This window comes from Flavobacterium sp. (genome assembly GCF_039595935.1).
Classification (GTDB): Bacteria; Bacteroidota; Bacteroidia; order Flavobacteriales; family Flavobacteriaceae; genus Flavobacterium.
Window position 1 is genome coordinate 1,006,182 of sequence record NZ_JBCNKR010000006.1, and the last position, 15,185, is coordinate 1,021,366.

12 protein-coding genes, 1 tRNA gene and 1 pseudogene are annotated in these 15,185 nt (G+C 33.3%); 11 read left to right on the forward strand and 3 right to left on the reverse strand.

The annotated features are described in order from the left end of the window. Positions 1-3 precede the first annotated feature (3 nt). The 3 genes from ABDW27_RS14230 to ABDW27_RS14240 all read left to right on the forward strand — a co-directional run bounded on the left by ABDW27_RS14230 (position 4) and on the right by ABDW27_RS14240 (position 5,392). Positions 4-1,611, forward strand: a complete 1,608-nt coding sequence (locus tag ABDW27_RS14230) for a RagB/SusD family nutrient uptake outer membrane protein (protein ID WP_343696510.1) — start codon at positions 4-6, stop codon at positions 1,609-1,611. A 23-nt stretch (positions 1,612-1,634) separates the two neighbouring features. Beyond that, complete coding sequence (locus ABDW27_RS14235) at positions 1,635-2,447, forward strand: SusE domain-containing protein (RefSeq protein ID WP_343696511.1); 813 nt, start codon at positions 1,635-1,637, stop codon at positions 2,445-2,447. Between the two features lie 71 nt (positions 2,448-2,518). Continuing rightward, complete coding sequence (locus ABDW27_RS14240) at positions 2,519-5,392, forward strand: alpha-amylase family glycosyl hydrolase (RefSeq protein WP_343696512.1); 2,874 nt, start codon at positions 2,519-2,521, stop codon at positions 5,390-5,392. A gap of 106 nt (positions 5,393-5,498) precedes the next feature. On the opposite strand, the gene ABDW27_RS14245 is transcribed toward ABDW27_RS14240, so the two are convergent. Beyond that, positions 5,499-5,726: a DUF6814 family protein gene (locus tag ABDW27_RS14245; RefSeq protein ID WP_343696513.1), complete on the reverse strand. Its 228-nt coding sequence runs from the start codon at positions 5,724-5,726 to the stop codon at positions 5,499-5,501. Positions 5,727-5,738: 12 nt separating this feature from the next. Then, a complete protein-coding gene (locus tag ABDW27_RS14250; RefSeq protein WP_343696514.1) occupies positions 5,739-7,235 on the reverse strand; it encodes an MFS transporter in 1,497 nt (498 codons plus the stop codon). A gap of 185 nt (positions 7,236-7,420) precedes the next feature. Between ABDW27_RS14250 and ABDW27_RS14255 the strand changes: the two genes are divergently transcribed. Beyond that, the gene (locus ABDW27_RS14255; protein WP_343696515.1) at positions 7,421-7,981 is read left to right on the forward strand and encodes a hypothetical protein; all 561 of its coding nucleotides are present in this window, start codon (positions 7,421-7,423) and stop codon (positions 7,979-7,981) included. A 59-nt stretch (positions 7,982-8,040) separates the two neighbouring features. On the opposite strand, the gene ABDW27_RS14260 is transcribed toward ABDW27_RS14255, so the two are convergent. Further along, positions 8,041-8,113, reverse strand: a tRNA-Phe gene (locus ABDW27_RS14260). 104 nt (positions 8,114-8,217) lie between these two features. On the opposite strand from ABDW27_RS14260, the gene ABDW27_RS14265 reads away from it, so the two are divergent. The 7 genes and pseudogenes from ABDW27_RS14265 to ABDW27_RS14295 all read left to right on the forward strand — a co-directional run bounded on the left by ABDW27_RS14265 (position 8,218) and on the right by ABDW27_RS14295 (position 15,178). Further along, positions 8,218-8,952: a type III pantothenate kinase gene (locus ABDW27_RS14265; RefSeq protein ID WP_343696516.1), complete on the forward strand. Its 735-nt coding sequence runs from the start codon at positions 8,218-8,220 to the stop codon at positions 8,950-8,952. Next, the gene (locus ABDW27_RS14270; protein WP_343696517.1) at positions 8,945-10,171 is read left to right on the forward strand and encodes a hypothetical protein; all 1,227 of its coding nucleotides are present in this window, start codon (positions 8,945-8,947) and stop codon (positions 10,169-10,171) included. The genes ABDW27_RS14265 and ABDW27_RS14270 overlap by 8 nt, the downstream gene beginning before the upstream one ends. 51 nt (positions 10,172-10,222) lie before the next feature. Then, positions 10,223-10,782, forward strand: a pseudogene (gene lptC / locus ABDW27_RS14275) (LPS export ABC transporter periplasmic protein LptC). A 3-nt stretch (positions 10,783-10,785) separates the two neighbouring features. Beyond that, the gene (locus ABDW27_RS14280; RefSeq protein ID WP_343696518.1) at positions 10,786-10,980 is read left to right on the forward strand and encodes a hypothetical protein; all 195 of its coding nucleotides are present in this window, start codon (positions 10,786-10,788) and stop codon (positions 10,978-10,980) included. A gap of 3 nt (positions 10,981-10,983) precedes the next feature. Then, on the forward strand, positions 10,984-12,243 hold the full coding sequence (locus tag ABDW27_RS14285; protein WP_343696519.1) for a hemolysin family protein: 1,260 nt from the start codon (positions 10,984-10,986) through the stop codon (positions 12,241-12,243). 108 nt (positions 12,244-12,351) lie between these two features. Next, positions 12,352-14,448: a peptidylprolyl isomerase gene (locus tag ABDW27_RS14290; RefSeq protein WP_343696520.1), complete on the forward strand. Its 2,097-nt coding sequence runs from the start codon at positions 12,352-12,354 to the stop codon at positions 14,446-14,448. 295 nt (positions 14,449-14,743) lie between these two features. Beyond that, entirely contained in the window at positions 14,744-15,178 is a 435-nt protein-coding gene (locus ABDW27_RS14295; protein ID WP_343696521.1) for a hypothetical protein, read from the forward strand. Positions 15,179-15,185: the final 7 nt, after the last annotated feature.

The window sequence follows — 15,185 nt, forward strand, 5'->3', positions numbered from 1 at the left end:
AAAATGAAAATATCATTTAAATATATATCTTATTTTTTCCTACTTGTTTTAGGATTAAATATGACGCTTACTTCATGTACGAGCGACTTGGATGTTACTCCGGGAGATGATGATGAATTTTTATCAGAGCAGTTCTTTCAGGATCCGGCATCATATAAACAAGTTTTAGCAAAATTATATGCTGGTTTGTATGTTGGAGGTAATGATGGTGACGGTCAGCCAGATATTTCTGGAATTGGAGGAGATTTTAGTAGTTACTTACGTTTACTTTTTGTAACACAGGAATTTACTACAGATGAAGCAATTATTGCATGGGCAGATGGGACATTACCAACATTGAATTCTCAAACCTGGTCTCCTGCAAATGAGTTTTTAGCAGGAACATATTCTAGAGCATTTTATGAAATTAGTGTTGCTAATGAATTTTTAAGACAAACTACTGATGAAAAGCTAACTGCAAGAGGTGTTGATGCTAATTTAAAAGCTGACATTGCTACATTTAGAGCTGAAGCACGGTTTTTAAGAGCTTTTTCTTATTATAATTTAATGGATTTGTTTGGAAATGTGCCTATTACAACTGAAGCTGATCCGGTTGGATTCTTTTATCCTGTGCAAAAATCAAGAGCTGAAGTTTTTGCTTTTGTTGAATCAGAATTAAAAGATCTAGATAATAGCTTAGCCGCTCCAAGATCAAATGAATATGGAAGAGTTGACAAAACTGCCGCTAAATTTTTATTAGCTCAGCTTTACTTAAATTCAAAAGTTTATACTGGAGTTGACAAATTTAATGATGCAGGTACTGTTTGTGCGGATATCATTAATAATTCAGGATATACATTTGCAAATGTACCTTACAGTTATTTATTCTCTGCTGATAATGATGTGAATGGCGCTCAGTCTGAATTTATTTTCCCAGTTATCAGTGATGGAAACGCTATCAGAGCAACTGGAGGAGGAATGAGTTTTATCCTTCACGCTTCTATCGGTGGAAGTATGGATGCATCATCTAGAGGTATGGATGGTGGATGGCAGGGAATCAGAACTCGTAGAGAGTTTGTGAATTTATTCCCTGATGAAACTGCAACTGGAGATAAGAGAGGAACTTTCTATACAAATGGTCAGTCAAAAGATATTAAAAATGTTGGAACTTTTACAGATGGTTATGCAGTAACGAAATACATCAACAAAAAATCTGATGGTTCTGCGGCACAAAGAAACGATATTCCTGATACAGATTTCCCAATGTTTAGATTGTCTGATGTATATTTAATGTATGCTGAAGCGGCAGCAAGAGGGGCAGCATCTGCAAATACAGGAACTGCTGTTGGCTATATTAACCAGCTTCGTACAAGAGCAAATGCAGCTACAATTAATGCATCTCAATTAACTCTTGATTTTATTTTAGATGAAAGAGGAAGAGAATTATTCTGGGAATGCCACAGAAGAACTGATTTAATTCGTTTTGGTAAATTTACTGGAGCCTCTAAAATCTGGCAATGGAAAGGTGGTTCTATAAACGGAATTGCTACAGAGTCTTATAGAGATTTAATGCCAATTCCTTCTAGAATCATACAAGCAAACCCAACTTTAAAACAAAATCCAGGATACTAACTAACCTTATAAAAATATTAAAAATGAAAAATATACATAAAATCTTAATCGCTTTCATCGGTGTTTTAGCAGTTTCATGTAATGCAGATGACGTTGAAGACAGACCAGTAATCGAAGCTACAACTGCTCCGGTTTTATTAACCCCAAAATCTGATTTCAGTATTGTTCTTTCTAAAGAAACTGAAAATGAAGTAGCAACGACTGTTGTATGGGATGATGCATCATATAGCGCACAAACAGTTGTAAATTACACTGTAGAAGTTGCAAAACAGGGAACAAACTTCGCAACGCCTGTAACTGTTACAAATACTACAGAAAGATTTGTAGCTTTAACAGTATCTGAGTTAAACTCTGCATTAGTTAATGGAGGTTTTGTTGAAAAAGAAGCAAACAAAGTTGATATTCGTATTAAAGCTGTTGTAGGAGCTTCTGGACTTCCTCAGTACTCTAATGTTTATACAATTACTGCTACTCCATACCACGTACCATTAGCAAGTTCTCACTGGTTAGTTGGAGCTGCAACTCCAGGTGGATGGACATGGGCTGGCGATGCTGAAACTGAATTCCCATTAGTAGTTGGTACAACAAATGTTTATAAAGTAACTATTGTTCTTAAAAGCGGAGAAGCATTTAGAGAGTTCTTAGGAAACAACTTTACAAGCGATGGTAACTGGGATGCTAGCCATAACTATACTTACTATTCAAATGCAGGATTTACTATCGATCCGGAGTTAGTAAATGCTAATGATGGTGACAGTAACTTTAAATATACTGGACCAACTGGACCAAGAGTTCTAACAATTGACAATGGTGCAAAAACTATAACATTAGACTAGTTTCTGATGTAATATACAAAAGGGGCTATCTTCAGATAGCCCTTTTTTAATAATTAACTAACCGAATTATTATGAAAAAAACTTTACTCTTATTTTTCCTTTTGTTGTCTGTGTTTTCATTTGCACAGCAGCAAACGGTTACTTATTCTGTTAGCCCTGCGTCTTTTGAAGAGACTACTTCTATAACCATTACAATTAATGGAAGTAGTATTAATGAAGCTACATGGGGAGTTACAGATCATTCTCTTTATATGTGGGCGTGGGCTTTTGACACTAATGATACCACACAAAAAGGTACTCCTGATAATGGTTCTTGGGAAAACTCAACAGAAGCGAGCAAGTTTACCTATAATTCTGCTACAGATACTTATACAAAAACAATTGTTCCAACAACTTATTACAATACAACAGGAATTGGAAGAATTGGATTTTTAATTAAAGCTAAAAACGGAACTGGCGATAAAAAATCTCAGGATATTTTAGTTGAAGTAGGATCTTTTCAGGTAACATTAACTTCTCCTATTGAAAATAGCGCAACAATTATTTCATCAGGATCTAACTTTAATATTACGGCAACAAATACAAACGGAGCTGCAAGTTATTCTCTAAAAGCAAATGGAGTTGTAATTAATACTAATTCAAGTACATCTAGCTATTCTTATATGGCTTCTGGTTTAACAAATAATCAGAGTTATGAATTGTTAGCAACTCAAAGTGGTGTAACAATTTCAAAAAAGTTTTCGGTTGTAGTAAATCCGAATACTGTTTCTGAAGCAATGCCTGCTGGTTTGGTTGACGGAATTAATTATAATGCTGCAGATGCTACAAAAGCAACTTTGGTTTTGGATGCGCCTTTAAAAGATTTTGTTTACGTTGCGGGAAGCTTCAATAACTGGCAGCCAACTTCGGCGTATGCCATGAAAAAAGATCCGACATCTGGTAAGTTTTGGTTAGAAATAACAGGCTTGGTTTCTGGAGTAAACAATACCTATCAATATTGGGTTGTAGATACAACTCCTCTTGCTAATTCTCCTTCATTGGTAAAAACTGCCGATCCATATTCGACTTTGGTTTTATCTCCTTATGATGATTCGGGAATTCCTGCGGCTTCTTATCCAAATATTCCGAGTTATCCTGCAGGACAACAATTTGAAGTTACAGTTCTTAAAACGGGACAAACTCCTTATAATTGGCAGGTAACAAACTTTGTAAAACCAGCAAAAGAAAAACTGGTAGTTTACGAAGTTTTAGTTCGCGATTTTGACGCTGCTCGTAACTATCAAAGTTTGATAGATAAGATTGATTATTTTAAAAATCTAAAAATAAATGCAATCGAATTAATGCCGGTAATGGAATTTGAAGGCAATGAAAGCTGGGGTTACAATACTTCGTTTCACATGGCTTTAGACAAATTTTATGGAACATCTGATAAATTAAAAGAATTAATCGACCTGTGCCACCAAAACGGAATTGCTGTCATTCTTGATGTTGCCTTGAATCACGCTTTCGGAAGAAATCCAATGGTAAGAATGTGGATGAACGATCCTGATGGAGACGGTTTTGGATCTCCAACAGCAGAAAATCCATATTTTAATACAGTCGCAAAACATACTTATAGTGTTGGTGAAGATTTTAATCATCAATCGCTAAAAACACAGTATTATGTTAACCGTGTTATTAAACAATGGATAGAAGAATATAAAATTGATGGCTTCCGTTGGGATTTAACCAAAGGATTTACTCAGGCTTGTACTGCATCTGATGAATCTTGTACTAATGGATATCAGCAGGACAGAGTTGATATTCTAAAGAAATATGCAGATTATTCCTGGAGTTTAGACCCAACACATTATACTATTTTTGAACACTTAGGAACAGATACAGAAGAACAGCAATGGGCAAATTACAGAATTACCGAAACGCCAAGTAAAGGAATTATGATGTGGGGTAAAATGACAGATCAGTACAATCAATTGTCAATGGGATATGCTTCAAGCAGTAATATCTCAAGAATGACAAGTGCAAGTCGTGGTTTTACAGCAAATCGTTTGATGGGATATGCAGAAAGTCATGATGAAGAAAGATTAATGTATAAAAATGTACAATACGGAGCTTCAAACGGAGCATATAATGTAAAAACATTAAATACAGCTCTATCAAGAATGTCGGCTATTGGAGCAGTTTCATTATTGGTTCCGGGACCAAAAATGATTTGGCATTTTGGAGAATTAGGATGGGAAAAATCTATTTATACTTGTAATGACGGAACGGTAAACGATGCATCTGCAACGCTTTCAGGAGATTGTAAATTAGATACAAAACCACAGCCGCAATGGGTAAATAATTGGTTAGGAGATTCAAATCGTAATAAAATTTATAACGATTGGGCAAAAATGATAACGCTTAAAACCGTTGAGCCTGTCTTTTTAGGAACACCAACAATGACAAATGCGAACTCATTAACACAAAATATAAAAATTACAAATGCGAGCTTATCATCAACACAATTAAAAGACGTAGTTATTTTAGCCAATTTTGATACTTCGGCACAAAATGTAGCAACTGGTTTTCCATACACAGGAACTTGGTACAATTTAATGGACAACACAACAATAAATGTTACTGATGTAAATGCAGCAATAAGTTTGCCTGCTGGCGAATATAGAATTTATGGTAACAAAACGGCAAATCTTGCTATCGATGATTTTGAAAAAGGAAGTTCAGTGAGTTTGTACCCAAATCCGGTTTCAAATTATTTTACTTTAAATAATGCTTTTGCAAAAGTTCAGGTTTATTCAATTTCAGGGCAATTGGTGAAAAGCTTTAATTCTAACGGAAATACTGATTTTCAATTTGGCGTAAGCGAATTACAAACCGGTTTGTATATCGTAAAAGCTTCTGATGAAAACAACAAAGTTCAGGTAATGAAGTTCATTAAAAAATAAAATATAATCTGACAGATTAAAAATTTGGTTTGGTTAGTAATGAAAAAGGGCTGTTCTATTGAAAAATAGACAGCCCTTTTCTGGTTTAGTTGTTTATTGTTTTTGTTTATTTCTTTTTCTCGTTGTATTCTCCAATAACGGCAAAATAGCCAAAAGTCCCCAATCCCAAAACAATAAGAGGCGTAAGGATAAAAAGAATGATAATCCCAAAAACTAAATCATCTTGCTGATCTGATAATAATTTAGGTAAGCCAAATTCAAACACGCAAAAATAAGCGGCCGCAACTGCTAATATAACCCATAAAACGCCTAGAGCTTGTTTGATTGTATTCATGTTCTTAAAGTATTAAAGATGATTAAATTTATTTTTGTTGTCAACGTATACTATTCCAATTACAAAACAGATTGAAGCAATAATAATAGGATACCAAAGTCCGTCAAGATAAAAATCAGTATTTCCTGCTGTTTTAGAATGTGTTACAAGATAGGTCGAAATCGCAGGCAGTAAACCTCCAAAAATTCCATTACCCACATGGTACGGAAGTGACATTGAGGTGTATCTGATTTTTGTTGGAAACATCTCCACCAAAAATGCTGCAATAGGACCATAAACCATAGTAACAAATATCACCTGAAGGAAAACCCAAAAAATCAAAGTCCATTCATCGCTTGAATTTATATTGATCGAAACACTAATTTGTGATTTTTTCTTATTAGCAAAATCTGTTTTCTTTTCGATATACGTAGTTCCATCAGTGTAGGTTTTTGAAACAGTGGTGATTATATCATTATTTGCTGTTTTTTGAATGTCTTGTATGGTTTTTTCTACGATTTCGGTTTTATAACTTAAATCAGTAATTGTGTACATTTCTTTATAAATGGACCTATAAGAAAAAATGGCAATCAACATTCCCAGCATCATAATATATTTTCTACCCACTTTATCACTCAGCCATCCAAAAACAATAAAAAAAGGAGTTCCTAACAAAAGAGCAATTCCCAGTAAACTGTCAACCTGAGAAGATTCAACGTTCATAACCGTTTTCATAAAACTCATAGCATAAAATTGTCCGGTATACCAAATAACACCTTGTCCCATTGTAGCGCCAAATAACGCCAGTAAAACAAACTTTAGATTATATCTGTTCCCGAAACTTTCTTTTAATGGATTTTTACTGGTAGTTCCTTCCTTTTTAGCTTTTGCAAAAACCGGAGATTCATCCATATTTTTTCGGATTAAATACGAAATCCCTACCATTACAATTGAAACCCAAAACGGGACACGCCAGCCCCATGAATCAAAGGCTTCACTCGAAAGCACATTTTTGGTAGCCAGAATTACCATTAAAGAAATAAATAAACCCACAGTTGCAGTGGTTTGAATCCAGGAAGTCCAATATCCTTTTTGGCCAACTGGAGCATGTTCGGCAACATAAGTAGCAGCTCCGCCGTATTCTCCGCCAAGTGCTAGCCCTTGTAATAAACGAAGAATTAAAACTAATAAAGGTGCGAGAAAACCAATAGTTTCATAACTTGGAATACAGCCAATTAAAAAAGTAGAGCCGCCCATTAATAATAAAGTAGCCATGAAAGTATATTTTCTGCCAATGATATCGCCAAGTCTGCCAAAAAACAAAGCGCCGAAAGGTCTCACTACAAATCCGGCAGCAAAAGTGGCCAGAGTTGATAAAAATGCTGCGGTAGGATTGTCACTCGGAAAGAACTTTGTTGAAATTACGACGGCTAAACTTCCAAAAATATAGAAGTCATACCATTCGATCATTGTTCCCATAGAAGATGCGGAAATTACTTTCCAAATACCTTTTGTAGAATTTTTACCCATAAAAAACGCTCTGTGTTTTTGATAATAAATAAAAAATTAAAATACGATTTCACGAATATAATAGATATTTTTTTATTTAGTTAATACTTTTTTAACAAAAACTATTTAAAATTTAACTTATAAGATTTAACTGTTTAATTTATATTTGAAGTGAATCAAATGCGAGTAAAAGTTTTAAAATTATTATGAAAAAGGTAATTGGGGCATTAATTTTTTTCATTATCTTAAACGGATGTGTAACTCAAAAAGAGTTAGTACATAATAATGAATGTAGTGTTTTAATTGCTCCTCCAGAAGATTTGGCTTTAAGTTATAAAGCATTTTATTCTTCTTCGAATTTCAATATTAATCAGTTTGAAGATTTTGATAAAATAAAAAACGGAATACTTATGTATCGTTGGATTGAAGGTGTTCAAGGATCTACATTTATGATAGTTGATTTCGATAAAGGATTTAATGCTGTCAAAACAAGAGAAAATTCAACTGAAGCGATAATTTTTTCTTTAGAAGAAAAAATGCGTCTGAAAAATATCTTAGAAATTTTAAAAAAAGAGAGCTATTATCAAAATTGTGTAAGAGATCATGGACATGCATCATTATACATATTAGTTATAAGGTATAATAATGAAAAAATAATTCAATATTATTCACCTATGAATCATCCGTACGAAATAAAAACTTCAGACAATAATATTAAATTAATTCAGGATGTATTTGAAATAATGGATCGTAACTATTATAAGTAAAATTGTTAGTTTAAGAAATATAAAAAACAAAAAACCCGAATATTTCTATTCGGGTTTTGTGGTACCTCCAGGGATCGAACCAGGGACACATGGATTTTCAGTCCATTGCTCTACCATCTGAGCTAAGGTACCGTTTTGTGCGTATTGCGGGTGCAAAGATAGAATCATTTTTCGTTTATCCAAAAGATTTTTTTAAAAAAATCAATTCGTATCTTCGCAATGGTAAAAAAATAAAAATGGTTTTAACAGTTGATGTTGGTAATACTCGAATTAAAGCTGCTGTCTTTGAAGGAAGTACTGTTCTTGAAAACTTTATTTTTGAGAGAAATGAACTCGAAAAAAAGATTACAGAAATTTTAAAAAAATATCAGAGTTGCTCTGATTTAGTAGTAGCATCTGTGGGAAATGTCGAAAAACAAGCCTTTTTAACTTTCGAAAACCAGCTCAATGTTCATTTTTTTACACACGAAGACATTTTTCCTTTCCATAATAAATACGCAACACCCAAAACATTAGGAATCGACAGAATGATTTTGGCAGCGGGTGCAACTTTACAATTTCCAAAACAAAACAGACTGGTTATTGATGCAGGAACTTGTATAACCTACGATTTTATCGACGAAAATGACAATTATCTGGGCGGAGCTATTTCTCCGGGTCTTCGTTTGCGTTATGAATCTTTGCACAATTTCACGGCCAGACTGCCTTTGCTGGCTTTAGAAGCACCGGATTCGTACATTGGAAACTCAACTGCACAAGCTATACATTCCGGAGTTGTTAACGGATTCGTCTATGAGATTGATGGTTTTATCGATGAATATCGGGTGAATTTTTCAAATTTTATAATAATTTTAACGGGAGGAGATGCAGAATTTTTGGCTAAACGATTAAAAAATACCATATTTGCCAATTCAAATTTCCTACTGGAAAGTTTGAACCAAACATTTCAATATAAAATCGACAATGATTAAAAAAATTATAATAAGTGCTTGTTTGCTTATCTCGTTCGTTTCATTTGCTCAGCAAGGTACTTCTTCTCCTTATTCTTTTTACGGAATTGGAGATACAAGATTTAAAGGAACTCTTGAAAACAGATCTATGGCAGGAGTTGCAGTTGAACAGGATAGTATTCACCTGAATATTGAAAACCCGGCAAGTTATGCCAGCCTTGGTCAAACTACATTTTCTGTTGGAGGGACTTTTGCTGTTAATAATATTAAGAGCAGTTCAGAATCTTCAAAAGCGCAACGATCTACATTTGATTATTTAGCATTAGGAATTCCGATGGGGAAATTTGGAGCCGGATTTGGTTTAGTTCCATTATCATCTGTAGGATATAAAATTTCAGATATCAATACTGCTGAAGGAGCCGTTAGCAGCCAGCTTGAAGGAAAAGGCGGGGTAAATAAAGTCTTCTTTGGTTTAGGATACAAAATAACGCCAAAATGGAATATTGGAGCCGATTTGCAATATAACTTCGGAAAAATTACCACAACAACTATCGAAGCGATTACAGGTGTTCAAAATGCCAGTAGAGAAACAAACACTTCTGAGTTGTCGGGTGTAAACTTTAACATCGGAACAATGTATCAAACTAAAATTTCTAAGAAATTAAATGTTTATACTAGTTTGAATTATACTTTCGGAAGCACATTAAATTCAGTTAGCAGCAGAATGATTGAAGTAGACGGAGATCCAGATGCAGTAACTGGAGATAAAGTAGATACAGATTTAAAATTACCTAACAAATTAACTATCGGAGCGGGTATAGGTGAGGCAAGAAAATGGTTAGTAGGAACAAGTCTGGCTTTTCAGGGAGCAGGAGAACTTGCTAATTACTATAACTCAAGCCCAAATGTTAAATACGAAAAATATACTAAATACGCTGTAGGTGGATATTACGTTCCTAATTATAGTTCATTTGCAAGTTATTTTAACAGAATTACTTATAGAGCCGGTTTTAAATATGAAAAACTTGGTTTAGTAGTAAACAATCAGGATATAAACGATGTAGGGATGTCGCTAGGTGCCGGATTTCCTATTACAGGAACATTTTCAAATGTAAACCTTGGAGTTGAATTTGGAAAAAGAGGAACAACTTCTGCAGGTTTGGTTAAAGAAAATTATGTAAACTTTAGTTTAAGCTTCTCATTTAATGATAGATGGTTTGTGAAGAGCAAATTCAACTAAACATGAAATTTATGGTTTCATAAGCTCATCACAATTTACTACATTTGGCAAATGAATTTACCAAAGAGATATATTATAAACGTTGTCACAGTTTTTGCTGTGACACTGTTTTTGGATGCGAAAGTAATTTTAAAGAAGTTCAGAAAATTAATTTCTCAGAATTTGTTCCGGGAAGTGATGCCGATACCGTAAATATTAAATATACCGATTCAGGAAGAATAACAGGAGTTTTGATTAGTCCAAAAATGCTCGATTATTCAAATCTTGATTTTCCTTTTACAGAATTCCCAAAAGGCATCGACGTTACATTATACGACAAAAAACAAAAACGTACCTTTATAAAGGCAAATTATGCGGTTTCATATAAAAATACCGGTATAATTGATTTGCAGGGAAAAGTTAGAATAACATCAGAAGCAGGTCAGGTTCTCGAAACAGAACAATTGTATTTTGACCAGAAAAATGAGTGGTTTTATACCGAAAGAAAATTTAAACTTACAGATGCTAAAGGGATTTCTTTTGGACAGGGAATTGATTTTAGTAAAGATTTCAAAGTAATCAATTCACAGCGAATAAGTGGTGAAATTGAATCAAATGATGATAAAATATAGATTATGGGTTACTTAAAATATACACAATACGTTTACGTATTATTTGCTGTTTACTTTATTTATGACGGAGCGGTTAAATTAAACGAAAATAACGATGCTTATCCTTTAAGCTTTGTAATTGCTGGTATGGCGATTTTTATGTTTTTCTTCAGAAGAAAATTTGTCAAGAAATTTGATGATCGTAATAAAAAACAATAAAAAATGGAAGTTAGTATTATAATATTGTGTTTAATACTATCTGCCTTTTTTTCGGGAATGGAAATAGCTTTTATTTCCTCAAACAAAATTTATCTTGGAATTGAGAAAAAACAAGATAACTTTTCGTCTCAAATATTAACGAAACTTACCGAAAATCCTTCAAAATTTATCGCATCAATGCTTATTGGTAACAATGTCGCATTGGTTATTTATGGATTTTATATGGGAGACGTTGCTCTTAAATGGATAATTGATTGTGGATTTCAATTTTCTAATTTAACCACGGTTCTGGTTCAAACTTTAATTTCAACCTTTATAGTTTTAATTACCGCTGAGTTTTTTCCTAAAGTCTTTTTTCAAATTTATGCCAATTCATTAATTAAGGTATTTGCAGTTCCGGCCTATCTTTTTTACAGACTGTTTTATTATATCTCTACATTTTTTATATGGATTTCTGATTTTGTTTTAAAGAAATTTTTTAAAACAGAAGGAGACCATGTGCAGCTTTATTTTAGTAAAGTAGAACTGGGAAATTATATTACAGAACAAATGAATTCTGTAGAAGATGATGATGAAGTCGATTCAGAAATTCAGATCTTTCAGAATGCGTTAGAATTCTCAGGCGTAAAAGCCCGTGATATTATGACGCCTCGTACAGAGATAGTTGCAATTGATTTATTTGATACAGTTTCAGATTTAAAAGAGCTTTTTATCGAAACAGGATATTCAAAAATTGTGGTAAGCCAAAACTCCCTCGACGATATTGTAGGCTATGTGCATTCATTCGATTTATTTAAAAAACCACAAACCATAAAATCTGTTTTAATGACAGTTGAGTTTGTTCCTGAAACCATTTTAATAAAAGACGCTTTAAATCTTTTAATTAAAAAGAGAAAAAATGTAGCCGTAGTTTTAGATGAATACGGAGGAACATCAGGAATTATAACAATCGAAGATATAGTGGAAGAACTATTTGGAGAAATCGAAGATGAACATGATTTAGACGAAGAATTAATAGAGCAGGAATTAGGAGAAGGTAAATATTTGTTTTCGACCAGATTAGATGTTGAGTATTTGAATGAGACCTATAAATTAATGATTCCCGAAGAAGATTCGTACGGAACTTTGGGCGGATTTATTGTGAATTCTACCAAAGAAATTCCGCAAAAAGGCGATAAAATAATCATTGATAAGTATCATTTTGTGATAGAACAGGCGTCAAACAAGAAAATTGAGCTGGTTAAATTGACAATAAAAGAGTGATTTTTTAAATAATTAAAAAAATTTGTGCAAAATAAAACGCTAGTTGTATTGTTATTAACTAGATAATTGTATTTTCGCAAACTGAATATAAAATTAACGATAATAAAAATGGCAGTTTTAGCAAAAATTAGACAACGTTCCGCTTTATTGATAGGAGTTATTGCGCTTGCATTATTAGCATTTATAATACAAGATCTATTTAATAGAGGAACATTTGGTCAAAGTTCAAAAGATGTAGGAAGCATCGATGGAAAAGATATTTCATTTGAAGACTTTAGAGTTAAAGTTAGTAATCTTGAAAAAAGTGGTCAAGGAATTACTTCCACTGAAGCTGCAAACAGAGTTTGGGATCAAGAAGTTTCAATCGCATTATTATCAACTCAGTTTGATAAATTAGGATTGAGAGTTGGTGAAAAACACTTACTTGAAGTTCTAAAAGCAGATCCAAATATTGGAAAAAACCCTGCGTTTTTAAATGCAGCCGGAATGTTTGATGTAGCAAAATTCAAAGACTATGTTAAAGCAAATCCAGAAGCAGAACAATATATCGCTGCAAAAGAGGTTGACGCTGAGTTAAACGCAAAATACCAAATCTATAGTACTTTAGTAAAATCTGGACTTTATACAACTGCTAGTGAAGGAAAGTTGAAGTATGAAATGGAAGCTAATAAAGTTAACTTTGCTTATGCCGGAGCATTATATTCTTCTATCAAAGACAGTGAAGTAAAAATTTCTGATTCAGATATCGTAGATTATATGAAGAAAAACGAGAAAAAATTCAAAGCGGATGAAACTCGTGAAATTCAATACGTATTAGTAGAAGACAAAGCTTCTAAAGAAGATGAAGCTGATATTAAAGCTAAAATAACAGCTTTATTAAACGGTAGAGTAGAGTACAATGCAAAAACAGGTAAAAACGATACACTACCTGGTTTTAAAAACGCAACAAACATTGCTGAGTTTGTAAACTCAAATTCTGATGTTCCTTACGATTCTACTTATGTTCCTAAAAATGCTTTGCCAGCGGTAGATGCTGATAAATTATTCAGTTTGCCAGCCGGAGCAATTTATGGTCCTTATGTATACGGAAAATATTACGCTATCTCTAAATCTTTAGGATTTAAAGCTGGAGTTAATGCAAAAGCAAGCCATATTTTAATTTCTTATACTGGAGCTCAGGCTACACCAAAAGAAAAAAGAACTAAAGAAGAAGCAAAAGCTAAAGCTGATGAAATCTTAGCTCAGGTTCAGGCTAATCCAGACAGTTTCATGATGCTTGCATTTACAGCTTCTGATGATTCATCTGCACAACAAGGTGGAGATTTAGGATATTTCAGCCCAGGACAAATGGTAAAACCATTCAATGATTTTGTATTCAATAATGGTATTGGTAAAGTTGGTTTAGTAGAAACTCCTTTCGGATTTCACATTATCAAAATTACAGACAAACAAGACGGTATTCGTTTAGCTACAATTGCTCAAAAAATTGCGCCTTCTGAAGCTACTTCTGATAAAGTATTTACATTAGCTACTAAATTCGAACAAGCTGCTGCAGATAAAGATTTTGCTGCTGCTGCAAAAGAATTAGGTTTAAAAGTGGCGGCTCCGGTTTCTGCAAAAGCTATGGATGAACAATTTGGACCATTAGGAAACCAAAGAAACATCATCAGATGGGCATTTGATAAAGAAACAAGTACTGGAGATGTAAAACGTTTTGAAATCGCTAATGTTGGTCACGTAATTGCTCAATACAAAAGCGAAAACAAATCTGGTTTAGTTTCTGTTACTATGGCAAGACCTTACGTAGAACCAATCTTGAAAAACAAGAAAAAAGCTGAAATTTTAAAAGCTAAAATGACAGGTTCAAGCCTTGAAGCTATTGCTAAAAGCGCTGGTGTTGCAGTACAGCAAGCTACAAATGTAACTCTTGATAACCCTGTTTTACCAGGTGGAGTTGGACAAGAGCCAAAAGTAGTAGGAAATGCATTTGCATTAGCAGCGAATAAAATTTCTGCGCCAATTGAAGGAAACACTGGAGTTTATGTTGTAAAAAATGTAAGCACAGTAAAAGCTCCTGCAATTGCAAACCATGCTGAATATGTTGCTAAAGTAAAAGCTCAAAGCGCATCAGACGCTAGCAGAATTTTACCAGCATTGAAAGCTAATGCTAAAATTGAAGACAACAGACTACAATTTAATTACTAGTTTTTAGTAATAAACTAAATAAAAACCCGAAACGTTCGATTGAATGTTTCGGGTTTTCTTTTTTTTATAATAATTCTTACAATGTTTTGTAGTAAATGCTTTATGTATTTTCTTAACTATATGGGAATAATCGAAATATAATTTAAAAAACTTGTGATATTCAAATTATTACAGTTAATTTGTCCGAATTTTAATTTTTAACACCTTTAAACTTTTTTTACGCGCCAATCTTGAATAAAGATAGAGAGAGAACGGTAAATTAATTACTTTAATAATCAGGCATTTAATGTTTTATATGTTTAATTTTTTAAGAAGAAAACCTAAAGTGTATTCCAAAATTGAAAATCATATTTTTGGGATAATTACGGAACTTTTAAAAGTTAGCAGTACTGATATCAATGTTGATGAATTGGGCGGTAAATATTACTTAAGTAATGAAGAACAACATTTTAAAGTTACTATTTTAAGTAATGATTATGTTATTCGACTAACCAACACACGTGATTCAGTAGCTGAAAAGTACGACAAGTTTTTTGTGGAGGATGTTTTGAAAGCTGTTAAAGAAGAAAAACACCGGAGAATGGAACTCGTATATGATTCTATTACAAATAGTATAGAAAAAATGGCCGAGCGTCTGCACAACACACTTATAGAATCTAACGAACAGGAAAACGAAAAGGTAAGGCGTCTGGAAGCAGAGCACCTTAGCGATCAAAAAGTTAATTTTTAATTTAGTT